At 33.1% G+C, this 26,373-nt stretch carries 34 protein-coding genes; 13 read left to right on the forward strand and 21 right to left on the reverse strand.

Annotated elements, in window-relative coordinates:
• The first annotated feature begins 1 nt into the window (after position 1).
• The 11 genes from BACINT_RS01880 to BACINT_RS01930 all read left to right on the forward strand — a co-directional run bounded on the left by BACINT_RS01880 (position 2) and on the right by BACINT_RS01930 (position 7,230).
• Complete coding sequence (locus tag BACINT_RS01880; protein ID WP_007559154.1) at positions 2 to 1,111, forward strand: toprim domain-containing protein; 1,110 nt, start codon at positions 2 to 4, stop codon at positions 1,109 to 1,111.
• Entirely contained in the window at positions 1,108 to 1,611 is a 504-nt protein-coding gene (locus BACINT_RS01885; protein ID WP_005647342.1) for a PH domain-containing protein, read from the forward strand. The genes BACINT_RS01880 and BACINT_RS01885 overlap by 4 nt, the downstream gene beginning before the upstream one ends.
• Entirely contained in the window at positions 1,592 to 2,299 is a 708-nt protein-coding gene (locus BACINT_RS01890) for a hypothetical protein (RefSeq protein WP_007559156.1), read from the forward strand. Before BACINT_RS01885 ends, BACINT_RS01890 begins: the two co-directional genes overlap by 20 nt.
• On the forward strand, positions 2,300 to 3,136 hold the full coding sequence (locus BACINT_RS01895) for a topoisomerase C-terminal repeat-containing protein (protein ID WP_007559158.1): 837 nt from the start codon (positions 2,300 to 2,302) through the stop codon (positions 3,134 to 3,136). It begins immediately after the preceding gene.
• On the forward strand, positions 3,133 to 3,486 hold the full coding sequence (locus BACINT_RS01900) for a hypothetical protein (RefSeq protein WP_004295339.1): 354 nt from the start codon (positions 3,133 to 3,135) through the stop codon (positions 3,484 to 3,486). Before BACINT_RS01895 ends, BACINT_RS01900 begins: the two co-directional genes overlap by 4 nt.
• Positions 3,487 to 3,497: 11 nt before the next feature.
• Positions 3,498 to 3,776, forward strand: coding sequence for an HU family DNA-binding protein (locus tag BACINT_RS01905; protein ID WP_004295340.1), 279 nt, complete (start codon positions 3,498 to 3,500; stop codon positions 3,774 to 3,776).
• Positions 3,767 to 4,039 (forward strand): hypothetical protein, encoded by a 273-nt coding sequence (locus tag BACINT_RS01910; RefSeq protein WP_004295341.1) that lies wholly within the window; start codon positions 3,767 to 3,769, stop codon positions 4,037 to 4,039. The genes BACINT_RS01905 and BACINT_RS01910 overlap by 10 nt, the downstream gene beginning before the upstream one ends.
• Before the next feature lie 10 nt (positions 4,040 to 4,049).
• On the forward strand, positions 4,050 to 4,493 hold the full coding sequence (locus BACINT_RS01915) for a hypothetical protein (RefSeq protein ID WP_007559162.1): 444 nt from the start codon (positions 4,050 to 4,052) through the stop codon (positions 4,491 to 4,493).
• A 174-nt stretch (positions 4,494 to 4,667) separates the two neighbouring features.
• Positions 4,668 to 4,892, forward strand: a complete 225-nt coding sequence (locus BACINT_RS01920; RefSeq protein ID WP_004295344.1) for a hypothetical protein — start codon at positions 4,668 to 4,670, stop codon at positions 4,890 to 4,892.
• 3 nt (positions 4,893 to 4,895) lie between these two features.
• A complete protein-coding gene (locus tag BACINT_RS01925) occupies positions 4,896 to 6,851 on the forward strand; it encodes a type IV secretory system conjugative DNA transfer family protein (protein ID WP_004295345.1) in 1,956 nt (651 codons plus the stop codon).
• Positions 6,844 to 7,230 (forward strand): helix-turn-helix domain-containing protein, encoded by a 387-nt coding sequence (locus tag BACINT_RS01930; protein ID WP_007559164.1) that lies wholly within the window; start codon positions 6,844 to 6,846, stop codon positions 7,228 to 7,230. Before BACINT_RS01925 ends, BACINT_RS01930 begins: the two co-directional genes overlap by 8 nt.
• Positions 7,231 to 7,664: 434 nt before the next feature.
• Here the strand turns inward: BACINT_RS01930 and BACINT_RS01935 are convergent, their stop codons facing one another.
• The 4 genes from BACINT_RS01935 to BACINT_RS01950 all read right to left on the reverse strand — a co-directional run bounded on the left by BACINT_RS01935 (position 7,665) and on the right by BACINT_RS01950 (position 12,358).
• The gene (locus BACINT_RS01935) at positions 7,665 to 8,093 is read right to left on the reverse strand and encodes a hypothetical protein (RefSeq protein ID WP_005780925.1); all 429 of its coding nucleotides are present in this window, start codon (positions 8,091 to 8,093) and stop codon (positions 7,665 to 7,667) included.
• Positions 8,094 to 8,136: 43 nt separating this feature from the next.
• On the reverse strand, positions 8,137 to 9,816 hold the full coding sequence (locus tag BACINT_RS01940; RefSeq protein WP_007559167.1) for an MAC/perforin domain-containing protein: 1,680 nt from the start codon (positions 9,814 to 9,816) through the stop codon (positions 8,137 to 8,139).
• Positions 9,817 to 9,825: 9 nt separating this feature from the next.
• The gene (locus tag BACINT_RS01945) at positions 9,826 to 11,148 is read right to left on the reverse strand and encodes a hypothetical protein (protein WP_005647361.1); all 1,323 of its coding nucleotides are present in this window, start codon (positions 11,146 to 11,148) and stop codon (positions 9,826 to 9,828) included.
• 211 nt (positions 11,149 to 11,359) lie between these two features.
• Complete coding sequence (locus BACINT_RS01950) at positions 11,360 to 12,358, reverse strand: DUF7689 domain-containing protein (protein ID WP_004295351.1); 999 nt, start codon at positions 12,356 to 12,358, stop codon at positions 11,360 to 11,362.
• A gap of 168 nt (positions 12,359 to 12,526) precedes the next feature.
• On the opposite strand from BACINT_RS01950, the gene BACINT_RS01955 reads away from it, so the two are divergent.
• Positions 12,527 to 13,738 (forward strand): aminotransferase class I/II-fold pyridoxal phosphate-dependent enzyme, encoded by a 1,212-nt coding sequence (locus BACINT_RS01955; protein WP_007660152.1) that lies wholly within the window; start codon positions 12,527 to 12,529, stop codon positions 13,736 to 13,738.
• A 114-nt stretch (positions 13,739 to 13,852) separates the two neighbouring features.
• On the opposite strand, the gene tnpC is transcribed toward BACINT_RS01955, so the two are convergent.
• The 3 genes from tnpC to tnpA form a co-directional block, all read right to left on the reverse strand.
• A complete protein-coding gene (tnpC, locus tag BACINT_RS01960) occupies positions 13,853 to 15,478 on the reverse strand; it encodes an IS66 family transposase (RefSeq protein ID WP_007660153.1) in 1,626 nt (541 codons plus the stop codon).
• 87 nt (positions 15,479 to 15,565) lie between these two features.
• The gene (gene tnpB / locus BACINT_RS01965; protein ID WP_007660154.1) at positions 15,566 to 15,934 is read right to left on the reverse strand and encodes an IS66 family insertion sequence element accessory protein TnpB; all 369 of its coding nucleotides are present in this window, start codon (positions 15,932 to 15,934) and stop codon (positions 15,566 to 15,568) included.
• On the reverse strand, positions 15,927 to 16,250 hold the full coding sequence (gene tnpA, locus BACINT_RS01970) for an IS66 family insertion sequence element accessory protein TnpA (protein WP_007660155.1): 324 nt from the start codon (positions 16,248 to 16,250) through the stop codon (positions 15,927 to 15,929). Before tnpA ends, tnpB begins: the two co-directional genes overlap by 8 nt.
• 123 nt (positions 16,251 to 16,373) lie before the next feature.
• Between tnpA and BACINT_RS01975 the strand changes: the two genes are divergently transcribed.
• Entirely contained in the window at positions 16,374 to 17,096 is a 723-nt protein-coding gene (locus BACINT_RS01975) for a TetR/AcrR family transcriptional regulator (RefSeq protein ID WP_007660156.1), read from the forward strand.
• Positions 17,097 to 17,184: 88 nt separating this feature from the next.
• Here the strand turns inward: BACINT_RS01975 and BACINT_RS01980 are convergent, their stop codons facing one another.
• From BACINT_RS01980 to BACINT_RS02050, 14 genes are all read right to left on the reverse strand, one after another.
• Positions 17,185 to 17,619: a hypothetical protein gene (locus tag BACINT_RS01980; protein WP_007660157.1), complete on the reverse strand. Its 435-nt coding sequence runs from the start codon at positions 17,617 to 17,619 to the stop codon at positions 17,185 to 17,187.
• A 58-nt stretch (positions 17,620 to 17,677) separates the two neighbouring features.
• Entirely contained in the window at positions 17,678 to 18,301 is a 624-nt protein-coding gene (locus tag BACINT_RS01985; RefSeq protein ID WP_004295355.1) for a ParA family protein, read from the reverse strand.
• A 16-nt stretch (positions 18,302 to 18,317) separates the two neighbouring features.
• Positions 18,318 to 19,880, reverse strand: a complete 1,563-nt coding sequence (locus tag BACINT_RS01990) for a relaxase/mobilization nuclease domain-containing protein (RefSeq protein WP_007660158.1) — start codon at positions 19,878 to 19,880, stop codon at positions 18,318 to 18,320.
• Between the two features lie 433 nt (positions 19,881 to 20,313).
• On the reverse strand, positions 20,314 to 20,670 hold the full coding sequence (locus BACINT_RS01995) for a plasmid mobilization protein (RefSeq protein ID WP_007557662.1): 357 nt from the start codon (positions 20,668 to 20,670) through the stop codon (positions 20,314 to 20,316).
• A gap of 1,238 nt (positions 20,671 to 21,908) precedes the next feature.
• Complete coding sequence (locus BACINT_RS02000) at positions 21,909 to 23,066, reverse strand: replication initiation protein (RefSeq protein ID WP_007559085.1); 1,158 nt, start codon at positions 23,064 to 23,066, stop codon at positions 21,909 to 21,911.
• Between the two features lie 162 nt (positions 23,067 to 23,228).
• Positions 23,229 to 23,441 (reverse strand): hypothetical protein, encoded by a 213-nt coding sequence (locus BACINT_RS02010; protein ID WP_004295360.1) that lies wholly within the window; start codon positions 23,439 to 23,441, stop codon positions 23,229 to 23,231.
• Positions 23,431 to 23,913, reverse strand: coding sequence for a hypothetical protein (locus tag BACINT_RS02015; protein WP_007559088.1), 483 nt, complete (start codon positions 23,911 to 23,913; stop codon positions 23,431 to 23,433). The genes BACINT_RS02010 and BACINT_RS02015 overlap by 11 nt, the downstream gene beginning before the upstream one ends.
• A 33-nt stretch (positions 23,914 to 23,946) precedes the next feature.
• Positions 23,947 to 24,264: a hypothetical protein gene (locus BACINT_RS02020; protein WP_007559090.1), complete on the reverse strand. Its 318-nt coding sequence runs from the start codon at positions 24,262 to 24,264 to the stop codon at positions 23,947 to 23,949.
• A gap of 18 nt (positions 24,265 to 24,282) precedes the next feature.
• The gene (locus BACINT_RS02025) at positions 24,283 to 24,501 is read right to left on the reverse strand and encodes a hypothetical protein (RefSeq protein WP_004295363.1); all 219 of its coding nucleotides are present in this window, start codon (positions 24,499 to 24,501) and stop codon (positions 24,283 to 24,285) included.
• Between the two features lie 30 nt (positions 24,502 to 24,531).
• A complete protein-coding gene (locus tag BACINT_RS02030; RefSeq protein WP_007559092.1) occupies positions 24,532 to 24,738 on the reverse strand; it encodes a hypothetical protein in 207 nt (68 codons plus the stop codon).
• 12 nt (positions 24,739 to 24,750) lie between these two features.
• Complete coding sequence (locus BACINT_RS02035; protein WP_007559094.1) at positions 24,751 to 24,942, reverse strand: hypothetical protein; 192 nt, start codon at positions 24,940 to 24,942, stop codon at positions 24,751 to 24,753.
• A gap of 16 nt (positions 24,943 to 24,958) precedes the next feature.
• Positions 24,959 to 25,099 carry a hypothetical protein gene (locus tag BACINT_RS24310; protein ID WP_007559096.1) on the reverse strand — a complete coding sequence of 47 codons (141 nt, stop codon included), beginning with the start codon at positions 25,097 to 25,099 and terminating at the stop codon, positions 24,959 to 24,961.
• 85 nt (positions 25,100 to 25,184) lie between these two features.
• Positions 25,185 to 25,574, reverse strand: coding sequence for a hypothetical protein (locus BACINT_RS02040; RefSeq protein WP_007559098.1), 390 nt, complete (start codon positions 25,572 to 25,574; stop codon positions 25,185 to 25,187).
• Positions 25,575 to 25,895: 321 nt separating this feature from the next.
• Positions 25,896 to 26,147, reverse strand: coding sequence for a hypothetical protein (locus tag BACINT_RS02050; RefSeq protein ID WP_004295365.1), 252 nt, complete (start codon positions 26,145 to 26,147; stop codon positions 25,896 to 25,898).
• Between the last annotated feature and the right edge of the window lie 226 nt (positions 26,148 to 26,373).

A 26,373-nucleotide genomic window follows, 5' to 3' on the forward strand; every position in this document is an offset into this window, starting at 1 on the left:
TATGCTAACATTTGACGATTATAAGGCTAAAATATCCATCATTCAAATACTTGAAGATTTAGGATATAAACAAGACATTAGCAAAGGAAAGGTTTCGCCTGTTTTTAAACTGACAGACGGAGCAGGTAACAAGTTGGATGAAATCATCATCAAGAATCCTCATAGTGTACAAGAACACTACTATGATAGGAATTATAAAGGTGGAGATTTAATTCAGTTCATCAAAAATCATATTAACGACTTCCCACAATTCCAACATCAAAATACATTTGTGCGAATCAATATGATTTTAGGACATTACGCAAATGAGCCTTATAGTCCTAAATATGAAGCATTCAAAGTTGTAAAAGCAGAAAACAAATCTTTTGACAGAGATAGATATAAAGAATTTCCTACTACACTCGCTGATTTAAGATTTCTCACAAATGAAAGAAATATAAATCATCAAGTCGTAGAAAAGTTTCTACCATTTATCACAAGGGTTAAAGACTTACAAGGAAACGGCAATTATTATAATATAGGTTTTCCCTATATTAATCCAAAAGATAAAGACAACAAAGTAACAAATTACGAATTAAGAAACTATGGATTCAAAGGAATGGCTGCCGGAGGTGATAAAAGTAACTCGCTTTGGATTGCTGATTTTTGCCCACACCCCCAAATGGCAAAACATATATACTTTGCAGAATCCGCTTTAGATGCTATGAGCTTCTATCAGCTCAATGCTAACAAAATCAAATTAGAAGAAAGTGTTTTTTGTAGTGTAGGAGGGTACATTTCAGTTAATCAAATAAAAAACACTTTATTGCGATACCCACAAGCTAAAGTACATACCTGTTTTGATAATGATTTAAACGGTAATTTGTATGACATTAAAGTGTCTGGAATCATTAGTAATACAGAAATGACAATAAAAGAAAATAAAGATGATGTGCTGTTTAAAACTAAGGGTAGAGAATTCACTATTAACAAAAATGACGTTTCACTAGAAAGTTTTAGGGAAAAAAGCAAAATAATAGCTCCTATGATTTCTCATAAAGCAGAAAAAGCAAAAGATTTCAATGAAATTCTAATGAAACAACATGAACAAAAAAAAAGTATTAAGTTATGAATGATGGAACAAACATAGCTTCTGATGATATTATATTAAAACCTAAATTCCGATATTGGTTAATGAAGAATTTCCTTTTAATCACATTAGCGATTTTCGTATTCATTTTTAGTAAATATATAAGAGAACATGAATTATTAAAATTTATCAGTGGAACGATATTAGTATTGTTGATATTTATAATTTTCTACAGATATATTTCAATGTTACTTTGTACAAAATGGATTATAACTAGAGAGCAAATAAAAATATATCAAGGAGTGCTTTCAAAAAGGATTAACTACATAGAATTATATCGTGTATATGATTATGAAGAAAAGCAAAGTTTTATCCAGTCTTTAATAAACAACACCAATATCTACATTTATTCTGGCGATAAATCAACACCAGAACTACTGATGAATGGTCTTAAAGCTAATAGTGATATAATTCAAACCATCAGAAATAGAGTAGAAGAACAAAAAAAGAAAAAAGGAATATATGAATTTACAAACAGATAATGATATGAAAAGAGTGCTTTTATTTTTTTCCCTAATGTTACTGTTAGGCAACATAAAAGGACTAGCACAATCTATTGTCATTGACCCGGTAATGATTGGAACATTGGTTTATTCCCATCAGGAGCAACAAGGTGTATTGAAAGACATACAAAGTGAGGAAACAAAAATCCGCAACTTTCAAATTTTAATCCAACAAAAAATGAATCAAATTCAATCCTTACAGGAGAAGACATACAACTATCTTTCTACAGTTAATGCAGTTGTGAAAAATGGAAAAGATATTATTTATGCTTCAACCTTAGCTAGAGACATAGCTAAATACCAATCCGAAGCAGCTAAATATGCAGTTGGAGACCCTAAATTATTAACCATAATTGCAAAAACAGAGTATGAGCTTATCAGTCGAAGTGTAGATTTAATGATATACATAAACAATATAGCATTGCAAGGCGGTGAAAAAAATCTTATGGATAATAAGCAAAGGATAGATTTATGTATTCATGTGGTCAATGAACTTAGACGAATGCGAGGACTTGCATACGCTGTATGCCGACAAATGAAATCCGCTAAAAGGGCTGGAGTACTAAAAACACTTGTACCCGGACAATTTAAATATGTAAATAGTGGGAAACAAAAAGTAGATAATATTTTAAACGGTATTAAATGGATTAGTAAAGGAGGATATTAAATGGATAATGATACAATCAAAGATTTAGGCTTATGCCCTATTTGCCAGAAAGGACACATAATGAAAGGCAGTTTAGGATATTCCTGTAATTACTTCAAAAACATGAATGACAAATGTACATTTAATATTTATCATTCATATTGGGGAAAAGAGATTACAGAAGAAATAGCCAGGCAATTAATAACAACAGGGAAAACAGATATATTTCATGACTTCCATAATAAAAAAGGAGTTCCTTTTTCTGCATATCTGACTATCGAAAATGGAATCGTTATTCCTTCTTTCGTAAATGAAGTATTAGAAACTCCGTGTCCTGTGTGTGGTAGAGAAATTGAAATTTTACTAAATGGATATGCTTGTAAAGGGTATTCACAAAAGGACAAGGACAACAACAGAGTTTGTAACCTCTATATACCCAAAACTATTGCACAAAGAGAAATACCATTGGAAGCAGCAGAAATACTTGCCAGAGGAAAAAAAACACCGTTTATGACTGGATTTAAATCAAGAGAAGGAAATGATTTTTCTTCACGGCTGGTTCTAACAGAGAACTTAGATATTTCTTTTGACAATACATTGTGTAAGTGTCCTAAGTGTGGAGGAAACTTATATATAAACAAAAAAGCCTATAATTGTTCCAACTATAGAAATGAAGCCATAAAATGTGATTTTGTCATTTGGCGTGAAATGTCAGGACGTTCTATAACTCCCGAAGAAGCAATAGAACTTTGCGAGAAAAAAGAAACACCTGTGTTAACTGGATTTCATGATAAAAACGGGCAACCGATGGAAAGAAAGCTTGTACTGAACGATGATTTTAAAATAAAACTAATATGAAAATAGAATTTATAATTTATAGCCATTTTTTTAAAGAGAGAGGAATGAAGGTAAAGGGTGATTGGAATTTTCCGCATCTTCCAAGGATAGGCGAAGAAATTTCACCTCACATTATAATGTTTCAGAATGAATTTACCTATCAAAATTTATTAGAATATCTAACAGATGAAGCTAAAAGTGATTTTAATAAATTCAATGATGGTGAAGATGATTTAGAAGGGAATTTTAAAGCATGGGTATATGATGTTATCTGTGAGGTCAATATAGTTGAATCAATACATTATAGACCAGATACAGAAGACTATACCCAAATTATTCCTGAAATTTGTTTAAGTGATTTAAGTAATTAAATATTATTGATATGCAAATGAATAAGACTGATTTAATCAAAATGGTTGCTGAAAAGGCAAATAAACCAACAAAAGAAGTAGCAGAAATAATTGATAGTTTTTTCAAAGAATTATCTCAAAATCTAAGAGAAAAAGATGTTTCTATAAAAGATTTTGGTACTTTCAAAAAGATTATTCAGCCAGCTCGGATAGCTAGAAATCCGGCAACTGGAGAACCTGTAGAAGTTCCAGAAAAGGAAGTTGTTAAATTTAAGCCGTCCAAAAATATACTAAACATGAAATGGCTATGATAGAAATAAACATCCATATTCCTATAGATGGTGTGAACAATATTTCTATACCAATCCAATTACCTGTAGTTCCAAGGGTTGGAGAAAAGATTTATCTATCTGACAAACAAATAAATAATTTGATAAGTCTATTAGAAGAAGAATATTACCACAATCCACAAACAGAAGAATGGAAAGAATCAATAAGACGGTTCACCAATATTGAGGAAGTAGCATATAATGCTGCAAATGGAACGATACACATTGAATTATCAACTATTTAAAAGAAACAATATGAAAAAGTATTTATCATTAGTAATGATTGGTTTAAGCCTTATGTTGTCTGGATGCAATAAAGACGATAACAACGACCCTGATACTCCACCTACAGGAGATACAGGAAAAGTACGTTATGAAGCTACCGTAAGCGACCCAGAAAATTTCAAACTTCTAATACATTATACAGTAGGAGTAGATATTTCTTCCGAAGCTCCCGAAGAAGCTGCCAAAGAAACTATTGTAGAAAGTCCATTCACATTTGAGCAAGAAGCCAAACAAGGAACATATTTATGGCTATCTGCCTACCCTATACCTAAAGATGAAGAAAACCTTGAAAATTTACAGCTACCTAAGACAGTCGAAGTAAAAATTTTTATTGATGATAAGCTGCATAAGTCTAACAGTGGTGAAAATTATGCAATGGTTCAACATATATTCGGACAGGAAAATTACCAGTAGAATTGATACCTTTTCTGCCTGCACTGGAGAGAAACCGGGAAGGTATTTGATACCGTACTTTTCCGGGTTCTGCCCGGCATGGACGATAAGAGAACATTATTATGATACCAAAAAATAAAAACCAATACCACTCTCACTGCATAAAAGAGTGATATTTTCATTTGAATTAATAAAATGAAAGACCAAAAAAGATTATTACACAAGTGCCTATTAGAAGACATTCCAGCTTTTGTAATATGCGGAACAGATATTTGTTCCGTCCAAGCAATGGAAGCATATTACCAGATAGCAGTAGAAAAAGGTTGCAATAGCAATTTTTTAGAAGACTTGAAATTAGCTATAGAAGATTTCAAGGCTTTTCAATGTGAGGAACCTGAAAAAGTTAAAATACCCGATTAAATCATGGAAGAAAGCAAAGAATTACAAAAACTATATGGATTCATGCAAGCATTCATTTATATAACTGTTTGCATAGAGATTCTACTATTTGTTCATTTTCCCTTTAGTGAACAAATTATGCCCTTATTATCAAAAATGGCAAAAATTCCTATCTATTCTAATATTCTTTATAGTAAACTATTTACATTCTTTATTATAATGGTTACTTGCATTGGAACACGTTCAAAAAAGGATTTAGAATTAGACCCGACTAAACAAATCATTTTTCCTTTAATCTTTGGATTCATAATGTTCTTTGGAAGTATATGCTTTCTTTTCTTTAAAGAAAAAGGAGAAACTAGTTTAGAATGGTATAATATAGCTTACATTATACTATCAATAATTGGAGCGACATTAATAAATTCAGCTCTAGATAACATTTCCAAACGTATTAAATCAAACTTTATGAAAGATAGATTTAATATAGAGAATGAAAGCTTTGAACAATCTAAAGACAAGGTAGAAACAGAATTCTCTGTCAATATTCCGATGAAGTTTTTCTACAATAGAAAGTGGCATAATGGGTGGCTGAATATATGTAACTGTTTTCGTGGAACTTTCGTAATAGGAACGCCTGGAAGTGGTAAATCTTTTTCTGTTATAAATTCTTTTATAAGACAACATTCAGCTAAAGGATTTGCAGAAGTTGTTTACGACTTCAAATTTCCTGAACTTGCCAAAATTGCATATTATAATTATCAAAAGAACAAGCAATTAGGAAAAATACCAAGTAATTTCAAGTTCAATGTCATTAATTTTTCTGATATTGAATATAGTAGAAGAATAAACCCATTGAAACGAGAATATATAGAAATCCTAGCAGATGCAACAGAAACGGCAGAAGCATTATATGAGAGTTTACAAAAAGGCGACAAAGGAAGTGGAGGTAATAGCGATTTTTTTAAAACATCAGCAGTAAACTTGTTAGCAGCTTCTATTTATTTTTGGTCTAGATACGAGAATGGCAAATATTCAGATTTACCGCATGTACTGGCTTTCCTTAATCAAGAATATGACGTACTTTTTAAAGTCCTCTTTTCCGAACCTGAATTAAAATCACTAGTTTCCCCATTTGAAGCTGCATATAAATCAGGAGCAGTGGACCAATTAGAAGGACAGATGGCAAGTCTAAAAGTACAGTTATCAAGACTGGCTACTAAAGAATCTTTTTGGGTATTTAGTGGCAATGATTTCAATTTAAAAGTATCAGATAAAAAAGACCCTAGTTATCTTATCATTGCAAATAACCCTAAAACACAAAGCATGAATAGTGCTTTAAATGCACTTATCATTAACCGATTAACTAGACTTGTCAATACAAAAGGTAACTACCCTACTTCAATCATAGTAGATGAATGTCCCACATTATATTTTTATCAACTTGCAACACTACTTTCTACTGCACGTAGCAATAAGGTTTCAATTTGTTTGGGATTACAGGAACTACCGCAATTAGAAGAACAATACGGCAAAGCTACCGCAAAAACTATAACTTCTATTATAGGTAACACTTTATCCGGGCAAGCTAAAGCTCCTGAAACTTTAGATTGGCTACAAAAACTATTTGGAAAAGTTAAGCAAGTAAAAGAAGGTGTTACTATCAGAAGAAACGAAACAACAATTAATATGAATGAACAAATGGATTTTGTTATCCCGGCATCCAAAATATCTTCATTACAAGCTGGTACATTAGTAGGGCAAGTTGCATTAGATTTTGGACAAGAAGATAATTTTCCAACAGCGATGTACCATTGCAAAACCAATTTAGATTTAAAAAAAATTAAGAAAGAAGAAGAAGCCTACAAAGAACTGCCAAAAGTATATAACTTTGGGACAGCAGATAATAGAGAGAAATTACTGCAAAAAAACTTTAAGAGAATATACGACGAAGTAGAAACAGTAATAGAACAATATGTATAACATTACATTACCAATTTTAGGCACAAGGTTAAAGCAAATCCGAGAGCATATAGGATATTCCCAAGCTCAATTAGCAGAACAGCTGAACTGTAAACAAAATGCGATTTCAAATCTTGAACTAGGAAAAGGGGGCAGCCTAAAACTTTTATTTCAAGTGCTGAATTTTTATTCTAACTATGTTTTTATAGATTTAATATTTAGTGAAAAGTTTTATCTGATTTCTAATACAGAAGAAGATGAAGCGCAAAAAGCCAATTATAATTCTGTTATAATAGAAATTATAAGACAATCAGAAAAAAACTATGAGGATGCTATGTCAAACGCTAAAAAAGAGCTAGAAGCTAATCTTCAAAAAGCCATCAATTTATTACAGCCCTAATAAAATAAAAGAGAGTACAAAATACTCTCTTTTATTTTCCAATATTACTTTAAAGAATTTGTGATACCTATTCTTTTGGAGTTCTGGCACTGATGGGCGTATATAGCATGATGAAATGATACCGAATTATCGTCCCTGGTACACCCTGAAGAACTCCTTTTTGATACCAAATACAAAAAGCTGCTGGAAGCCGGACACAAAGAATTGATACCATAAAACTATAGGGAAAAAGAAGAAGGACAAAATGCCATATTATATATAAATAATATGAATATGTGATTAATATCCTTCACTCCCCGAAACCCAGAAAGAGCAACACGAGAATCTTCTTTTCCCTATGTCCATTTCATAAAAATGATACCAGTATAATAACAAATACTTATAATATGAAAAGAGAGCATCCAAATACATACCTTTTAACAATACAATCGAAATCAATCTATCCTATCTAATTCTATTATAGCTACTTTCTCTTTATCTGGACTTGCTTCATTTTGTATAAGAGTTATATGTTTTTGGGTATAGCTTTTAATAACCCAAGGAGCACCACCTAAATATAAAGCATTGCTATTAAATATGATATATTTTCCTTCTATTTTGTAAGTAATATCAATTTCATCGTAACTTTCCCAATTTACTTTCCCCGATTGAGTATCTATAAATTGCATACCTACTCCCATATTGGGAACTACCCAAGCATCACAACGACCTGTACCACGCCATGAGGTTTGATATAGTTTTTGGGGAGTAAGTTCTCCTATTTGTACCTCTGGATTTTTATCATCACAACTTGTAAAACTTATGTTTACTAAAAATAATGCCCAAAGCATTAATAAGCAAGATTGTTTAAAATAATGTACCATGTATTAAAATAGATTATATTAATATAAATACCAGACTTCAAAATTACAATCCTATAATTGTGTATAGATTTGCTAATGTTGCTATTGAAATCTGTTTTTCTACTAAATTAGAAGCCCATGAACTAAGACCATATACTTCCAGCAAACTCTCATCTCTTTCATCTGCAAAAAATGAAAAACAGAGTTTGGTAGTTGGGTCGTATAAATATTCCATATTAGTTGCCTCATGATAGTACTTACAGAAACCTTTTTCATTGAAGTTCTCCAAAACCATACATAGCGGAGAACGCATTTGAGGATTAATACGCTTTCTAGTATTATAACTTATCTGAATATCAGAGCTGAAATACCTTGATATTTCTGCCGATATAATTTGGGCTTTTTTGATAAAAACATTATCATCTTCATTTTGCCTTAATTCCGCATCCGTAGCATTACTTTTACTCAATACTATTTGGTCACCCTGTCTTGTTGTTAACACAGCAGCTACATCATATAAACTTTCTCCCGAAGCAGATGTCTTTGTCAATACTCTTGCAATCGTAATAGACGGAGTATAAAGTCTTGTAACAGGAAGAAGAATTTCCTTAGAAGTATCATCAAAACGTCTTTGAAAGTTTCTTTCCAGTACAAAATCCGACATTGGATATAATCCTTCTTCTATTAAATCAATCACTGTATGATTTTTTGAATCATTTAATGATTTTCTCCAAGATTGCAAGTTTATATTTATGTCTTTAAGTGCCATTGTAGTATTCACTACACCTGTTTCATCTTGAATACCACCCAATGTTTTTACACGTATAAATATATCTTGTCTTTTGTAAACTGTAGAATCAAAAGTACCATCCTTTCCATTAAATCCGAACGACCCATTAAGTGAATCACCTTTATATACAAGTGAAGCATTAATATTTTTCTCTAAGGATTTAGTTTTCTGTTCAACATTCGTATTTGAATCCGCATTACCCATATATTGCGCAAAAGCTCTTCCACCTGTATAATAACCAACAACAACAAAATCTCCATATGAATCAATGATAGATGATATAGGAGAGGTATATAAATTATTAATAAAAGACCTTCTTAAAAACTGCCTTGCAAACACTTTATTAGAACCATTGGAACTTAACAAGGTAAATTTGCCATGAGCAAACAATATATTCATTTCCCCATAAGCTTGTTCTTTTGATTCATTAATAAAAGTTCTAAATGTTTCGGTTGTCGTTTTCTTTTTCCCTATAGAAAAAAATCCTAGATTTAAAGAAAATCCACTTTTCACAGTTTTACTTATTGATGAAAAATGCGTATAATTATTAAAATCATAATAAGCAAACGATGACTGGTCGTTCCAGTTAGGATAATTTTCATCAATATATGATTCATCATATTCTTTTAGAGATTCAATATCAAGTATGGAATGCGTAAAGTTATCAAAATCACTTGGTATATAATTCCCCTTAAGCAATTTATAACCATAACCTAGATATTTATCAGTTCCCCCAATCATCTCACCACTTCTTGTCAACTCTTCATCAAAAGAAGGTTGTCCTGTAATAACATCTGGAAGAGATGGATTACGTTCTTGAAGAATCACATCATCACATGAATAATCAGTTTCAACCACTGTATTTTGCTGTGCGCATAAGTTCAAATCCTCTGAACAAGCTATAAACAATGGAGCTATAACAGATAAAATTATTATATATAATATTGATTTCATAATCTTTTCTTATTGCAGATTATTATTAGATAAACTTTTCATATATTCTTCTAAAGGAATTGTTACTATTTCGTCTGGTTTTGCCTTTGATGTAGTATTTATTATTCCATACCAAGAACCTTTAAATTTAACTTCTCTATCATTAGCCTCATTTCCATTACGATAAGTCATAGTAATAGTATAGTCAGCCTTTACACTATATTTCTTTAAATAAGTCGTTACTTTAATTAAAGATGGCTCATCAACTTCTACCGGAATAGTCACCGATAATGTTTTAGGTATCTCATACGTTGTGGAAGTATAAGGAGCTCTAGGCAAAAATATTGTTGAATCAGGCATTTCCCCACTACTAAAATTGCCAGGGGCAATAAATTGCCCGGCTATTATTGCAGGACGTAAAAACATTTGTTCTTCATTTGCCATTGGAATTTTCAAAGCTCCTTTTTCTGTATAACAAGAAGTATCTTTTACATCTTTTTTTGCATAAATTGTAATATTTGATGGTCCAGCAACTGCTCCTGTCTGACCATTTGAATACACAACAACAGGGTCTAATTCCGTCACTACAGCTTTAGGTTCAAATGCTATTTCTTTTACTTTAAATTTATCCTGAAACTCTAATAGAAACTCTTGCTGTGGTTGCTTATTATATTTTGCATACCCTACCTGCCCATTACTCTTTACTTCTATAGAATAATTAAACACACTCCAAGGATTATTGGGGTCTGCCGTTCCTAAATATGTCTGATTTTCAATATTAAAATATCCTTTATATGTTGATGGTATAAGGTCCCAACTTCCAGAACTTATATCTTCCGAGTCCCAAACAAAAACAAGTTTATTGTTTGGGTCATTGTTATATTGACCACAAACCAATGGCTTATTATAAGACTTTGAATAAATCAAATATGGTATTCCACTACTAGGTGGCAAAATCTTTAAATAGAATTTTGAAGAACTATAAGCTGAAAGTATCAATTCTTTTCTCATTCCTTGAGTAGAAAGATAAGGCTGTCCAACCACTCCACCTCCTCTGACTTTCAACGCAAAAGGAAGCTCTCTAACAGCATACATATTTGATGAATAAAATTCATCTGTCTCAGGATAATAAGAATAAGATTTCGTTTCTGGCTTTTTTTTAAACTCATCTATATTAGAAAACAGACTCACAGAGTCAGCAACAGAGATAGCTCTTGACTGGATTGAACTTTCTGATGTTTCCGAAAAATCATATAAAAGTTCAGAACTTTTTTCACAAGAGACAAGACCAATAGTCATTGCTCCTACCAATAATTGACTTACGCCCCAAAAAGAATAGAATTTTTTTTTCATAAATATAGTTTTAAAATTATGTCCTTAGAAACAAATACACAATAGAGTTCACGTAGATTTACTTTCTGACGCACGCGAATACGCCACATATACAAAAGGACGAAGAGAAAACAAATCCATGATGCCAAAAACTTTTAGGTAAATATATAAATAGCTCTTACAGCATATTACGTTAAGAGCTATTTATCCCAAAAAGTCAGTTATATTTTACTTAATTTCCCGAAAGACTTAGCCAAAGACGAACTGTTCTTTTAGCCTTATTCTGTTCTCCTTCTAGAATCTTTGCATCACCTTTCTTATAGCTTATTTTTAATTGAGAATCAGTCTGTATAGCATCATATAGAGGAAGCAAAAAGAAATTATCTTCATCTAAAAGTTTTTCCATTATTAACGGAATAATATTTTTACCCATCGCTTGCATTTCTTTAAACTGTGGTAATGTTGTATAAGCGAGAGTACTTGAACTATATTTAGTTTGTGGATTTATTGAAATTTCTTCGTTCCATGAATTAAACAAATCGTTAAACTTAGTCTTTACCTCACAATTAATATTTGCAGCTTTATCAATGACAGCTTGTTTTTCTGCATCAGAAAGTTCAATATCTTCTTGTGCTATCTGTTTTGCAAGTTCCTTTATCTCCGACATATCAGTCTTTGTTCTACTCTCGATAAAAGAAACCAAAATTCTACCATACAAAGTGCCAGATAGCTCACTCCTTTTATGGGTAATACGCAAATAACGCCCAAGTTTTGACTCCCAAGTACCGCTACTATATACAACACTTCCATGAGTCATATCTATACTACTTGTTCCCCAACCATCAACAGTAGCATTGCTACCTTCTGTACTAGTCTGTTCATAATTACAAGACGAACCATATAAAGTTTTAGCATTTTTATACTGTTCTATAAAATCATTGTAAAAAGATTCTGGGTCAATCCATTTGTTAGTTATCCCCATAGAATAAGCAATACAATTATATGTACCTGTTGCTTCTCCTGTTACAGAAATATTATTTACATCTAAATTTGGGAAATCCTTTTTAAGATTATCCTTTTCCGCTTGTGTAGGAACCCTTCTCATAGAAGCAGCTCTAGTAGTAAGTTCGTTTGGATTGGCATTATCCTCCACAGAACCAATCTCTTCGTTTTGCTGACAAGCAATAAGACTAAAAGAGAAACCTAATAAAATTAAAATTTGTTTTCTCATAAAACGATATTTTTAAGTTAGTAATTATTCAGCAAATGCATTTGCATATCGCAAATATATAATACAAATTGTATATAATATAAGAATTATATTGTTTTTTCCACTGTTAATGCTTAAAAACATAATATATTTGCTATTTTTGCAATATACAATCTAAATTATACTAATATGGAAAAAACTTATCATTCATTAAAAGACTTTGAACTATCCTATGGGAAAAATGCTATTGAGAGAGCAAATGATTTCCAGCAGTACATTGAGCAACTAAATGATTTCGGATGTAAAAGCTATTGGATAACTTCACATACAGGTATCGGTTCAACAATGGCAATTGAAGGCTTCAACGAACCTGTTATTGCATTTATTTCTAATGATTATTTAGGTATGTCACAAAGAGAAGAAACTAAACAAGCAGGTATAGATGCTATAAAAAAATATGGAACAGGTGCTTGCGCTGCACAAGTAATAGGTGGTTATCTCGACATACACCAACAGCTAGAGAAAGAAATAGCTTCTTTTGTAGGACAAGAAGAAGCTATTTTATTTTCTTCCGGATTTGGAGCAAATGCCGGAATACTAAGAGCCTTATTGGGTCAAAATGATATTGCATTGATAGACCCTTATATCCACACAAGCGCAATGGCTGGACTAAAAGGAACAAATATAAAACGAATTGGGCATAACGACCTAGAATATTTGGAGAAGGTACTAAAAGAAGTCAAAGGGCAATATCAAACTAAACTTGTAATAATAGATGGTGTATATTCCCAGGATGGGGATTTGTCTTTACTTCCGGAAATTATTACTCTTTGCAAGACTTATGAAACCATGCTGATGTTAGATGATGCACATGGAATAGGAGTAATGGGAGCCAATGGCAGAGGAACAGCTGAATACTATAACTGTTTAGGTCAAATTGATATTATTACTGGCACATTCAGCAAGTCATTTGGTTGCGTAGGGGGATTTGCAGCAGCTTCGAAGAAGATAATACAATACTTGAAATTTTATGCGGACAGCAATGTGTTTTCAGCAGCCCCTACCCCACAAGTCACAGCATCCATACTAAAAGCTTTAGAGATTATAAAAAAAGAACCACAAATAAGAACCAAACTTTGGGAAAATACGAACTATCTTAGAAAACGGTTGAAAGAAGAAGGGTTCGACATAGGAAAATCTGTTTCCCCTATTTTTCCTATTATGATAAGAGATAATAAAAAGGTTTACGAAATTGCTAAAATGTTGCAAGAAAAAGGTATCTTTACAATTGGAATTGTATATCCGGCTGTAAGAACCAAAGAAGCAAGATTAAGGGTCAGCGTTCTTGCCACGCATAAACTTGAACAATTAGAATCTTTAGTCAATACTCTTAATGAGTAAGTATTCGGCCAACTACAGGTATTAAACCTTTATATACAACAATAGCGACTGTCACTATGAACCTAATAGTATCAGCCGCTATTGTTTTGTTGAACCCATATGTTACAGTTTATATCAGTTACAAGATTCCTCCTTTTGCCTTGTCAGTACACATTCCGGATGTTTCAACTTCCATTTATGTGGAAGTAGATTCAAAAGTTCTTCTTGGGTTGCCTTCTTGTGATAAGGCATTTGTGCGATAACATCGTTCAGGTATACTCTGGGATTTACCTCGTGCGCCTTACATGTGGCCAGCAGAGAACATATGACAGACATATTAACCGTAGCTTCGTGATTACCACAGAAGAGAAAATTTTTTCTGCTCAGAGTGATGGGGCGTTGGACGTTTTCCGCCAGATTGTTATCCCAGTACAGGCGACCATCGTCCAGGCATCTTATAATATTATCCCATTTGGTATAGGCATATGTAATGGCCTTGCCTGTCAAAGAACCTGGACTGTATTTAATCCCTTCTGTCTCCATCCATACCTTCATTGCCTCCATGATTGGCCGGGCCAGCTCCTGACGCTTCTGTCTGCGCTCATCATATGACAGGCCGGCTTCGTCACACTGACGTTCTATTTTATAGATATGCTGTATCTGAGTCAGTGCATGTTGGGCCATCTCCCTGTTTTCATCCAAAGCCTGCTCAAAATGACGACGTATATGCACCAGACAGTTGAGCAGCCGCACGTCGGGGTTGGCCTTGAAGGCTGTTTCATAACCTGCAAAACCGTCACATTGAAGATATCCCTTGAAGTTATATTGATTTGCCAGGGATTCGATGACCGCTCCGGCCCGTGAGCCTCCGTCGTAATGAAAGATGACCAGTCTCTCCATGACTGATCTTACCATCCAGAGATATTCCTTGTCGGCCTTGTGCTTTTCCCTGTTGATGACCGGAACTGTAGTCTCGTCCACCTGTACATAATCACAGGAGAAGACTTCACGTTTGAGTTCTTCATACAGAGGCTTAAGCAATTCTACGGTTTTCTTGAACCAGCCGTCCAGTGTACTTTCGGTCAGACCTTTCATTCCAAGATGGCGGTATTGCTGTATCTGACGGTAGAACGGGACATGATATTCATACTTCTGAAGCAATATTTCGGCAAGCAGGCTGGTGTCAGCGATGCACTTGTCGACCGGCATTAGCGGCATGGGAGCTATCTCTACGCCTTTCTGTCCGGCCGGAGGAAGCAGGGTACTATCCTTGAGAGCATATTTGGGACGGATGATCACCTTGACGTAAAGCATTCCCGGCTTGTGCTTGACGACTTTTGTTATCTCTTCGCCTATTCTACGGTATAAAGACAAGTCTACGCCTTTCGGTTCTATTGTATCGGTCTCCAATACGGGCAAGTCCTCTATCATTTTGCGGTTCTGGCGATTTCGTTTTACGTCTTCCACCGATTCCTTCTCAATCTTTTCCACAGCCTCGTCCCGCTTTTCTTCCGCCTGCTGCCGGAGTCCGGAAAACTCGTCGGCAAAGAGATCTGGCATATTAGGATCATATACGCGAAGTTTCTCCGATTTACGACCAAAGAGCTGACGGTTCAGCCATGCGACCTGAGCCGTCAACTCCCTGATACGTTCCTGCAGATTTTTTATCTGTTCGGATTGATTCTTATTAGTAGTAGACAATGAGGCTATAGAGGCATTCAGCCCTTCTATCGTCTTGAGTAAAATTTCTTTTTCTTCCATTGTCTATACTTCTTTTAATGATGTAAATATACTAATTAACAGTGAATTATGCAACAATATCCAAAGTTTACTCACACAAAAAACATATTATACATGGTATTCCTTACGTTCGGCTCTTAACCGCCGGAGCCTCTGTTCCGGGTTTTCCTGTATGCCTTCAACCATCATCACCAGGTCGCGCCATTCCATAGGATAGCTGTTTGATTTGGGATCATACTCCGGCAGCTTGAAGTGACCGGCCTCCAGACGTTTTACATACATTACCATACCTCCGTCTTCGGCATGAAGCAGTTTCATGAGCCTGCGGCTGGAACCGATGAAGATGAAGACATCACCGTTCCTCACTTCACTGTTCATCTTCTCATGTACCACTCCGCATAGCGAACTGATACCTTTGCGCATATCTGTCCTGCCAGGACACAGGAAGTAGCGCATCGTGTCGTTCAGGTTAAACATGGCCGCCTCGAAGACTTTGGGTCAATAATTCCATCAGTATCTCTTCAGAACCGTTCCCGAAGTGGGCACGAAGGCCATTAGGAAACAGCAGTGCAACACCATGCGGCAATTGTTCTTCTTGGGAAGACTCCGTAAATGCCTGTTTAAAACTGATAGGAGTCAACTCGTGTTTGATACTGCTCCTGTCAACGGAACATTTTCTACGCCAGTAGTGATAGGTTGAATAACTTACACCTATCTGTTGAAGGTACGACTTCAACGGCAGCTCGCTTTGTTGCACCTGCAATTCTAATTCTTCAAATTCTTGTCTGTTCATAATAATTGAGGTTTGATTGTATTCACTGCCGCAAAGCTACAACCAAACCTCAAAGTGTAAAAGGTGCATTTCTTCGAATGCTTACCTTAATGATATAAATAAGAACATAAAAATAAAATAATAATGAAAGAAAGGAGAAAGCGAAGAAGTGCCAAAGACATAAAGGAAAGCATTATTAATGCGGCAACCCATTTAATTGAAACTGAAGGATTTTCTAATCTAACAGTTACAGGTATTATGCGACAAGCTGAAATTGAGCCTGTACAATTCTATAACAGATATGATGATTTGAATAAGTTCATTGACGAGTATGTAAAAAAATACGACTATTGGTTTAGCGATATTGTAAAATCACAAAAACAATCTAGTAACGATAAAGCACTATATATGAACATTCTTGTAGGTTTATTTCAATCTTTATCAGAAAATAAAATCATGCAAGAACTTCTAAAATGGGAACTAGCTAATAACAATGAAACTAGTCAACGTACCGCTCAACTACGGGAATTGCACACGTTACCTTTATGCCAAAAATTCTCAAACATATTCTCCAATACAGATATTGACATTGTAACTATATCTGCACTAATAATAGGAGGAATATATTATCTTATTTTGCATGATAAACTTTCAACTTTCAGTGGAATAGACTTAAAAAAAGAATCTGACAAACAAAAAGTTATTAAGGCTATAAGCAAATTGTCAGACATTTTATTTACGTTTATACCTTCTTCTATTACTAAAGAAAATATTGATATTATAATAAAAATGAGAGAAGATAATATTCCTGTAGAAAAAATAGCATATTATACAGGAATCCCTAAAGAAATTATTGTTTCTATCTAAAATATCCGTCCAATGAGGAAAAACCCATTGGACGGGTCTATAGCCTAACCAAAAATCTTTTGTTTCACAAAACGACCCTTTTTCTGTACTAAAGAAAACGGTTCTTTTTTTGCTTAATCAAAGAACTTATGTCGCTACGGTGTTTAGTTAACCAATCTTCCAAAATAAACGAAACTAAAGATGAAATAGGTATTTTGGCTTTAGCTTTGAGCAACCCAAACACCTCTTTTACATCTGTATCAACATATAGAACTTCCTTGCAATTATAATTTTTTCCTTTAATGTACTCTAATAAGTCCGTCAAATCCATTTCACTAGAGCCATTAAAATTAAAAACTTCCGAAGAAGTTGTTTCCATTTCTACATGAAGTGGTTCTTTCTCCTCTTCAACTTCATATTTAGCTTCTTGAATAGGAGTTTCATTTATACTACTCCCATGCAATTCTTCACCTCTTATCATTTTAGCTATTTCCAGAACACTAGAAATACCTTCATTTTGCTTTTTCCTTAATTTATCAGCCATGTGCAAATATATACAATAAATGAATAACTTTATAACAAATATCTATTAAAAGAATATTTTATTTTATTGCTCCTTCTTGAATGATATAATCATAAGCATTCTTCACCTTATCAATACACTCATTACTAATTGCTAATGTATTTATACGTTCCATAGCAACAGAAGCTGGTATTTCATCTGTAACAAAACCAACTTGCTTAAGAATATCAACTACCTGTTCTTTTGTTTCATATCTTACCGCAGTTCTCATATTGTTAGGTAAAAAGAATATTTTAGCTTTTACATTTAAATACTGTAACACTTGGATAAAAAAACCTGTACTATCCATTGTAAATTTATCGTATTTAAATGGGCATATTATTATATCCGCAGCTTTAAGAATAGTTCCCAGAGCATCATCATCAATCTTACCAGGCAAATCTATTAATAGATTTCCTTGCTCAACCTTAGTAAAATCACTAATAATTTTAGCAACATTAGATATATCGGTTTGTATAACCTCATATTTAGGTTCATTATCATAGGTCGCAATATCTTCTTTTCTTCTATCCGATAATGAACGCTGAAAATCTAAATCCAATACTAGAACTTCTTTTCCTTTTTCTACTAGATAGTTGGCAAATTGTATGCAATTAGTCGTTTTACCACAACCGCCTTTCTGATTCCCAAATAATATTATCATATCTTACTTATATTTATTAATTTTGTTGCTGTCCTCTTTTCTTTTTCCTATTAGGAGATTTATCTTGCTGTACATTTATATGCTGGCTAAGAATATCACAAATAGCATCAATCAGATTAAATCCCCTTGCCAGTTCTGAATCTTGTTCAACATTTATTCTTTCCATCTTATCAAGAGTAACTAGAGTAATCCTATCTTTACTATAGCCATCTTTTATAATATTGATTCCTAAATCATCAGTACTTACGATTACTTTATTCTTTTTATCTATTAGATAAACTAAATTATCATCTTCAACAAAAAGAATTCCTTTTTCTCTTAATGTAGAATGTAAATCTGAACTATGAGCCAAATAACTATTTATCATATCAGTATAGACAGTATTTTTTTTATCCATATGCTCTTGAATCAAAATATCATCTTTTTTCACATGATAAATTCTACTTAACAACTCGGCTTCTTTAAGTGTAGCAACATTAAATTTATTTGCTTCATACACTCTGCTATTATATCTAAGTTCTTTCAACAGTTTTTTATCAAGAACCAATAAAGCCTTATCATCACCATTTATAAATATTGTGCCATTCATTGAAAACCTATAACCGTAATCTAACATTAATTTCTTGAAACTATCCATTGTATATTTTGTTCCATCTTTCAAAAGAAGATTAATTATACTATTACAGTGTTCAACTTTTGCTTGTTTATTAGGCTCTACTAAAAGTTCCTTCAAATCCATAACTTCCCCACCTTTCAAAACTCTCTTATTTCTATAATCAATTAATGTATATCCATAAGGTTTAGTATGTCCTTTTCCTGTATGAAAGACTAAATTTATACCAAACTTATCTTTCATCAAAGTTTGAAGTTCTGTATAGGAAAGTCCTTGCTTATATTTAAATAAAAGAGCTGTTATCTGTTTTCTTCTTTCTTCATCAGGTGTATATTGTTTAGCTTTATCTTTTATCTGCTCTAATTGAATTGAAGCGTGCTTTTCACCACCCTTATACAAAATTAATAATCCATCCTTTTCTCTTAATTTCCATCCTGATTGTTCAAGTAACAACTTATATTGCTGCACTGTAGAAAAAGAAAACTCCATGTATTTTGAAATATCATCTTTAGCCTTCAAAGCTAAATCAACATTCATTATTTGATTTATGACTTTCTGTGAGCGCACAGCTTCCATATTATCTTTTACCTTCTGTCCGTTCTTCTGTACTCGTGTAGAAACAATATGTACATGATTATTTTCTGTATCAGAATGAAAATATATCATATAAGGATTATTTCCATAACCCATTTTATTTATATATTGCAAAGCTACATTTTTCAAATCCTCTGCCGAATATTCACGCCCCTTACATGAAATCACTACATGAAATTGTTTTGCCTTGACCGCTGGATTAGTCCTACAGACAGATTCCATATAAGCTATATAATCCGACTTCTTCAAATTATCTGGATTCATAGCAAAATTTTCTGCAACAAGAAGTTCACTCTTGCCTTCCTCATTCTTTCGCTCATTATAATCAATACCAGCGAAAGAAGTTGCCGCTTTTAAAACTACTACTACCATATTTATAACTTCACACCGCAAATATACAAACAAATATTCAATAAAAGAATATTTCAATATAATTTATTCATACAATAAATATACAAATATTATATATTCATATATTATTTATATATATAATATTTTCCCCTAAAGTTTTTGGTATCATAATAATGTTTTCTCTTCGTCCATGCCGGGCAGAACCCGGAAAAGTACGGTATCAAATACCTTCCCGGTTTCTCTCCAGTGCAGGCAGAAAAGGTATCAATTAGATGCAATCCTTTTGCCGATGGGCGGTAGTTCCTGAATGGTGTCGGTGTCTTTTCTTTTATGATGCAGCCGTTTTCCTGTATTCAGGTATAGAGAGAAACGACACAAGGAACTTTAGGGAAAAGAAATAGTAACGCTGTCTTTATCACTAAAATTATATATATAAATATTATATATACATATATTATTTGATTGACATCAACTTACGCCAAGTAACATTCAATTTATCTTGCATAATTACATAGTCTGCCATTTTCTTTTCTACCTCATTAAGAACCTCTTGATTAACTTCTTCCTTATGAATATTTACATACCTAGCCAACTGATTTATATTATTTCCTATACGTTTCATTTCCAAACAAATTTCATCCATCGAACGAATAAATTCTTTAGGGTCAATAAGACCAACTCCTTTCCTAAAGACTCTCTGTCTAAAATAATCTGACATACATTTGCTAGATTTAGAAGCTTTAGTTAGTTCTTCATATTCTAAATTCGTTAAGCGAACTTTCACTATTCTATCTCTTTTATTTGCTTTCATACTATGATACTAAATAATATATGCCCCCAAGTTGCGAGGGGGCTAAACTCCTGATTTATCAGGCAAGATTTGGTTTTTGTGTCCACAAAAACACATCTTGCTATTAATTTCTACAAACGCAAATATATAAATTACTAAACACCCTCCCAAACAAAAGGGAAAAAAATACAATTAGATAAGTTTTTTTGGTATCATAATAATGTTCTCTTATCGTCCATGCCGGGCAGAACCCGGAAAAGTACGGTATCAAATACCTTCCCGGTTTCTCTCCAGTGCAGGCAGAAAAGGTATCAATTAGATGCAATCCTTTTACCGATGGGCGGTAGTTCCTGAATGGTGTCGGTGTCTTTTCTTTTATGATGCAGCCGTTTTCCTGTATTCAAGTATAGAGAGAAACGACACAAGGAACTTTAGGGAAAAGAAGATTTTTCGTGTGGCTCTTTCTGGAACTCTGGAAGTGAAGCGTGTTAATCACATATTATATATTGTTTGTTTATATATTATATATTCACATATTATTTATATATATAATATTGTATTTTGTTCCTGTTCTTTTTCCCTAATGTTTTATGGTATCAATTTTTTGCGTCCGGCTTCCGGCTGCTTTTTGTATTTGGTATCAAAAGGTCGTTCTACAGGGTGTGCCAGGAATGATAATTCGGTATCAATTTCTTTCCCTACAGTATATCAAAAAAGCATAGGGACAAAAACCCAACTTTTTAAAATATGTTTTTTTTAGATAGGGACAAAAACCCAACTTTTTAAAATATGTTTTTTTTAGATAGGGACAAAAACCCAACTTTTTAAAATATGTTTTTTTTAGATAGGGACAAAAACCCAACTTTTTAAAATATGTTTTTTTTAGATAGGGACAAAAACCCAACTTTTGATTGATTATTTGTATCATATAGTGTCTTTTTTTGTTAATAGATGTTCTTTTCCCTAAAGTTTGTGTTAAGATTATGAGAAAAGTTCCTTTTTTATGGGTTTATGTAATAAGAAAAGTTCCTTTTTTGTGTGTTGGTATGATTATCAGGTTTTTTTTTATCAGCTAGTGATGGTAGTACCCTTAAAAATGAAAGGGTAACTATCTGAAAAACAACAGATAATTGTAAAAAATCAGGGACAAAAACCCAACTTCTTAGGGACAAAAACCCAACTTCTTAGGGACAAAAACCCAACTTCTTAGGGACAAAAACCCAACTTTTAGACCCCTCCTAGGGACAAAAACCCAACTTTTATTCATCTTCTTTTTCTTCTCCAATCATTCCGGGGAGTATTTCTACTTCTTTTAATAATACGGATAAACAATATTCTGCTTTATTTGAAATTTTATTCCAGTTATCTCTAACATATTCGCCTAGATAAAGCATCTTAGTTACTACTGCTTTATAGTTGCTTAATGTAATCTGTGGAATAAACTGCTGCAAATGCTCGTCCTTCATTGCAAAGTGCAAAGAACAAAAATTCGTTATCATCTTCTTTTGTCCTTTTAATAGTTCTTCTTCCTTCTTTGATAATGCAGACTTAATAACTTTGAAATTAAGTTTATAAGGCTGTGTATCGCCTGAATTACGATAAACTTCTGCCATTTCAAACCAGCAATCAGCCTGTTCAAACAAATCATCGTAAACAGGGCGTATTACACGTTTATACAAATCTTTAAATTCGGGGTATTTATCTTCTAATTTTAAGAATTTCCGAAATCTATCCACATAGATAGAAAAACCACCTTTTTCTTTCCATGAGCTAATCAGCATATACATTCTTATTGTATATCTACTTTGCGCTCTTAAAGCTATCTCTTTTATATAGCGTGTAAAACCTCTATCAACATTAATGAAAACTTTAGCAACCTCTCTATCCATTTCTAAAGAAAAACCTCTTGAATAAGGAGTTTTGGGTATATTTGCCTTAGTGAATAAACCAGTAATAGACCAACTATCCTCACCTGTTATTGGGTCTTTAACATCAAGCTCTACAGGAATACTGATTAATTTACGAACCATGCTTTTTACTTCCTTGTATTGGTCTGGATTAACGCCCAAATCCCGATATGCGATATCTACTCTTATACGGTCTGAATATTCTTGAAATAAAGATAATTGCTCGCATGGAATAGATGTACCATATTTATCTAGATGCTGAATACTTAATTCTATGACATCCTGTAATTTCTCTATAACAGCAATTAAGATTCTAATCTGTACTGTCTTAAAATCACCAGCCATTAATGTAACTACATTAGGTTGTTTCAGCCATGTGGGATTTTCTGGGAGTTTCACAGGAAGATTTGTACGAGGATGCCCTTTCCTAATTCTAACAATCTCACCGTCTATTTCTTCTTTTTCTTCTTTCACCGCACGTTTTCGGGCTTTTATTTCTCTATTTACCATCGCTTATTATTTTGACTGATTAATACTCCAAAAAAAAGTAGAATAAAGAACACAAACATAAACTTGGCTATATAAAATAGCCCTATGAAAATCATTCTAAAAATAGCAATGATAATTTCTAATAGATTTCTTATTATGTTCCTCCAGTCCATTTTCTTTGTTTTATAATTCCTGTCGCCAAAGCTCCGGCTGCACTATTGTATAACCAGCACTTTGCAAATATACTCTTTTAAATTCATCGGGCAACGTTCCTTCAAGGAATTGCTTTTTATGCCTTGATGCAGTTCGGCGGTCATATGGACTATTTTTAGACCAACCTCTTTTAAGAATTAGTTCCTTAAAGCATTCATCTAATGTTTTTGCTTTATCTATCATAATCTTTTCGTAAAGAAATTATAGGGTTTTTCATCCCTTTATACGTTTCACAAGGATTTCCTAACAGTTCGCACATAACAAAATGTACAATTTTTCCTTCATCCAATGATAAATTCGATTTATTTGCTAATTCTACAACTAATGTATATTGATAACTATAGTTCTCAACAACAATTTCTTTTTCATTGGAAACTTCATTGTAAATCTTTCTATACTTATGCCATAAAGACGTATTAAAAAGCTCTACCGTAAGAAAATTGTTTACCTGCTCTGTTGTATAGTCTTCTGGCAAACGTTTCCCTGTAAGTCTATAAACAGCCTCCATTTTTGCTTTTTTTCCTACAAACTTTTTTTTCCCAATCATCTGACAAGAAGGAAGTTCATCCCTAGATATAAAAGGCTTCAAATCTGACACCCTACGATATACCTTATATTCAATAAACATTCTATCTATATTTTGATTATATGACATCTATTCCCTTTCACACTATTCGAAAAATTATGGTCATTTATCCCAATCATAATTATCGTAATCTATTTCCTTTCCTGTAGCATGGCATTCAGCCACATAATCAGCCCATTTTTTTCGCTTCGTCACATCAAAAGGCATACGTAGAAACTCATCCTTCCAAGGCTGTATAAAGTAACCAAAATCGTGTTTGTTCGTTACATACTGAACAGCATCTCTAATGGCGTTATACTCATATCCTTCTTTCAACAATGGTTCGTCACCCAGTTTAGAGTATATGTTTGCCACTTCCCGAAGCATCTTTGCAAATTCTTTGTATGTGGCAAAATTCTTTTCTTTTTTATCCATAATCATTCTTTTTTGTTTTGAGTATTAATTTTTTTCGATGAAAGTATTGGTTGTATTCAACACCCCGGCTGAATCTCGACTTTTGCCATCTCTTATGAAGATTCCTTCTTCTTTCAACCGTTCATAATCAAATTCATTCATCATGATAATGACAATATTTTCATTTGTATATAGCTTACACTTCATAAATTGAGTACCTTCTATTTTTCCAATTACGTCTATTTGGATTGTTCTTTCATTCATAATTCGTTTATTTATATATCGATTTGAGGATTATTCTTGTTTTTTTACTTCATATCCCTTTTCTCTGAGATACGCTGCTATATACTCATCATCTCCGACATCATTAAGGACATCGAAAAGATAACCTTTTACATAACTGGCTACTGCAACCGCATTTGCATACTCGATGTTCTGCGAAATGAATCTCACTTTCTCTGTTCTTCCTAAGCCTCTGAAGGCTTCTTCAATTTTGCTCATATTTATACTGTTTTACGCTAATTCTGTTTCAATAAACTTCATCATCTGATTGTGAAAAGAACCACTCCTTTTTTGCGCAGCCTTACAATCATCAATGGAAAGATTCGATTCCTTAATTATCCCTATTGCGATTGCTGGCATATCTCTGACTACTACAATATGCTGAACAGCAAACCAAATACCATCAATAAATTCATTATTCATATCTTCATTTTATTGGTTAAAACTCATATTCACTTTCATTGAAATTTTCGATTGAATAAATTAAACCACCGAAGTCACCTGCTGAGAAGCCTCCAGTAATATTACTTCGATGTGTTCCCTTATACTTACCAAAGGTTAATGTTCTTTCTTGATTCATTACTATTCTGTTATGCGTTATTTGGTATGATAATCCCATTTTATCTTGACTTATATATCTGGAAAAGAGACCTGTGAACTAAAGACTACTCTTTCTTTTCCTTACGCCTCGATTTGAGAAATTCTTTAGCCGCTTCTTTGTCCTCATGTACTTCATCTGATACATAATATATTATAGCCTTTGAATTGTGAGGATTGTTTTTCCACTTTCTTCCTATTGCATCCGGATTTACAACATATCCTTCTTTTGCCCATTGCAGGGCTGTTAGGCTCTTTTGGTTCATTCTCTTATACCAAAGAACCTTACGATGCATTTTTGTCCGGGGAGTAATTACTCCGTCTGCACATACCAGTCCTTCACAGTTGTAACCGGGGCTTTCCAGAAATTCAATTTCTTTTTGAATTTCTTTTATGCTCATTTTCTCGATGCGTTCCATGTATTGTGCAATCGTTTCATCTGTCATATCCGCTGCCATATTTCATGAATTTATGTATTAAAATAAGGCTATTAACTAGTTTAATAGCCCATTTTTGATTTCAAATACTATCAAACGTATTTATCCAATTCTTTTTCTAGCTTTTCCCTATCAATCTCTGGAAATAGTTCAAGAACAAGACTTAGCGAATCGCAATAATTGTTTGCATAGTTTTCTGTATCCATCAATCGTAACACCATTGAACAAAAAATACTCTTTTCCTGCTTAAAAGTACGATTTAACACAGAACTAGATAATCTGAAAATTTTCTTCTCTACTCCAATCATAAATTAATCCTTTCACATTTCTAATAATTGACTATCAATCTGTAGTTTTCTTCAATGCTTCAAAAGAAGACAAGTAATCATCAACAGCTTTATTTAACGCTGCATATTTATCTTTCCACGTCCTTATTTGCCGTTGTGTTTCAATATACCTATCATTCAAAGTTGCATAATTCTGAATAGCAAATCTAATAGCTTTAGCATCTGTTTTTTCACCAGATAATTTTTTTAGATTTTCTAACTCTGCGCAGGCTGCATCGTCTAAGCGTAATGTAAACTCTTTTTTCATAAAAAAATGATTAATGAATTAATACTGAAAAATAGCACTAACAGTTGGCTACGAAATGGATTTAAGAAGCAATGTTTCATGATTTTGTTTGCTGTTCTTTATACTGGCAGCCAAACCAGCTTTAAAGGTTTGTTTATCTCTTTATTTTCAATACTCAAAGATAGTGATTTTCTATAAATGTCGCAAATAATAGGACAATTATTTTTGTTAAAAATGGTTTTAGGTT

The organism is Bacteroides intestinalis DSM 17393, from assembly GCF_000172175.1.
GTDB lineage: Bacteria > Bacteroidota > Bacteroidia > Bacteroidales > Bacteroidaceae > Bacteroides > Bacteroides intestinalis.

Coding starts and splice junctions, on each gene's coding strand:
- BACINT_RS01930 (WP_007559164.1), top strand. CDS start 6,844: ATGTATAACATTACATTACCAATTTTAGGCACAAGGTTAAAGCAAATC.
- tnpC (WP_007660153.1), bottom strand. CDS start 15,478: ATGGAAGAAAAAGAAATTTTACTCAAGACGATAGAAGGGCTGAATGCC.
- BACINT_RS01950 (WP_004295351.1), bottom strand. CDS start 12,358: ATGAGAAAACAAATTTTAATTTTATTAGGTTTCTCTTTTAGTCTTATT.
- BACINT_RS01945 (WP_005647361.1), bottom strand. CDS start 11,148: ATGAAAAAAAAATTCTATTCTTTTTGGGGCGTAAGTCAATTATTGGTA.
- BACINT_RS01935 (WP_005780925.1), bottom strand. CDS start 8,093: ATGGTACATTATTTTAAACAATCTTGCTTATTAATGCTTTGGGCATTA.
- BACINT_RS01940 (WP_007559167.1), bottom strand. CDS start 9,816: ATGAAATCAATATTATATATAATAATTTTATCTGTTATAGCTCCATTG.
- BACINT_RS01920 (WP_004295344.1), top strand. CDS start 4,668: ATGAAAGACCAAAAAAGATTATTACACAAGTGCCTATTAGAAGACATT.
- BACINT_RS01915 (WP_007559162.1), top strand. CDS start 4,050: ATGAAAAAGTATTTATCATTAGTAATGATTGGTTTAAGCCTTATGTTG.
- BACINT_RS02000 (WP_007559085.1), bottom strand. CDS start 23,066: ATGGTAAATAGAGAAATAAAAGCCCGAAAACGTGCGGTGAAAGAAGAA.
- BACINT_RS02035 (WP_007559094.1), bottom strand. CDS start 24,942: ATGAATAATGAATTTATTGATGGTATTTGGTTTGCTGTTCAGCATATT.
- BACINT_RS01995 (WP_007557662.1), bottom strand. CDS start 20,670: ATGAAAGCAAATAAAAGAGATAGAATAGTGAAAGTTCGCTTAACGAAT.
- BACINT_RS01910 (WP_004295341.1), top strand. CDS start 3,767: ATGGCTATGATAGAAATAAACATCCATATTCCTATAGATGGTGTGAAC.
- BACINT_RS01925 (WP_004295345.1), top strand. CDS start 4,896: ATGGAAGAAAGCAAAGAATTACAAAAACTATATGGATTCATGCAAGCA.
- BACINT_RS01880 (WP_007559154.1), top strand. CDS start 2: ATGCTAACATTTGACGATTATAAGGCTAAAATATCCATCATTCAAATA.
- BACINT_RS01900 (WP_004295339.1), top strand. CDS start 3,133: ATGAAAATAGAATTTATAATTTATAGCCATTTTTTTAAAGAGAGAGGA.
- tnpB (WP_007660154.1), bottom strand. CDS start 15,934: ATGTTTAACCTGAACGACACGATGCGCTACTTCCTGTGTCCTGGCAGG.
- BACINT_RS02030 (WP_007559092.1), bottom strand. CDS start 24,738: ATGAGCAAAATTGAAGAAGCCTTCAGAGGCTTAGGAAGAACAGAGAAA.
- BACINT_RS01985 (WP_004295355.1), bottom strand. CDS start 18,301: ATGATAATATTATTTGGGAATCAGAAAGGCGGTTGTGGTAAAACGACT.
- BACINT_RS01895 (WP_007559158.1), top strand. CDS start 2,300: ATGGATAATGATACAATCAAAGATTTAGGCTTATGCCCTATTTGCCAG.
- BACINT_RS02020 (WP_007559090.1), bottom strand. CDS start 24,264: ATGATTATGGATAAAAAAGAAAAGAATTTTGCCACATACAAAGAATTT.
- BACINT_RS01990 (WP_007660158.1), bottom strand. CDS start 19,880: ATGGTAGTAGTAGTTTTAAAAGCGGCAACTTCTTTCGCTGGTATTGAT.
- tnpA (WP_007660155.1), bottom strand. CDS start 16,250: ATGAACAGACAAGAATTTGAAGAATTAGAATTGCAGGTGCAACAAAGC.
- BACINT_RS01890 (WP_007559156.1), top strand. CDS start 1,592: ATGAATTTACAAACAGATAATGATATGAAAAGAGTGCTTTTATTTTTT.
- BACINT_RS01905 (WP_004295340.1), top strand. CDS start 3,498: ATGCAAATGAATAAGACTGATTTAATCAAAATGGTTGCTGAAAAGGCA.
- BACINT_RS01975 (WP_007660156.1), top strand. CDS start 16,374: ATGAAAGAAAGGAGAAAGCGAAGAAGTGCCAAAGACATAAAGGAAAGC.
- BACINT_RS02040 (WP_007559098.1), bottom strand. CDS start 25,574: ATGGCAGCGGATATGACAGATGAAACGATTGCACAATACATGGAACGC.
- BACINT_RS02010 (WP_004295360.1), bottom strand. CDS start 23,441: ATGATAGATAAAGCAAAAACATTAGATGAATGCTTTAAGGAACTAATT.
- BACINT_RS02015 (WP_007559088.1), bottom strand. CDS start 23,913: ATGTCATATAATCAAAATATAGATAGAATGTTTATTGAATATAAGGTA.
- BACINT_RS01955 (WP_007660152.1), top strand. CDS start 12,527: ATGGAAAAAACTTATCATTCATTAAAAGACTTTGAACTATCCTATGGG.
- BACINT_RS02050 (WP_004295365.1), bottom strand. CDS start 26,147: ATGAAAAAAGAGTTTACATTACGCTTAGACGATGCAGCCTGCGCAGAG.
- BACINT_RS02025 (WP_004295363.1), bottom strand. CDS start 24,501: ATGAATGAAAGAACAATCCAAATAGACGTAATTGGAAAAATAGAAGGT.
- BACINT_RS01980 (WP_007660157.1), bottom strand. CDS start 17,619: ATGGCTGATAAATTAAGGAAAAAGCAAAATGAAGGTATTTCTAGTGTT.
- BACINT_RS01885 (WP_005647342.1), top strand. CDS start 1,108: ATGAATGATGGAACAAACATAGCTTCTGATGATATTATATTAAAACCT.
- BACINT_RS24310 (WP_007559096.1), bottom strand. CDS start 25,099: ATGAATCAAGAAAGAACATTAACCTTTGGTAAGTATAAGGGAACACAT.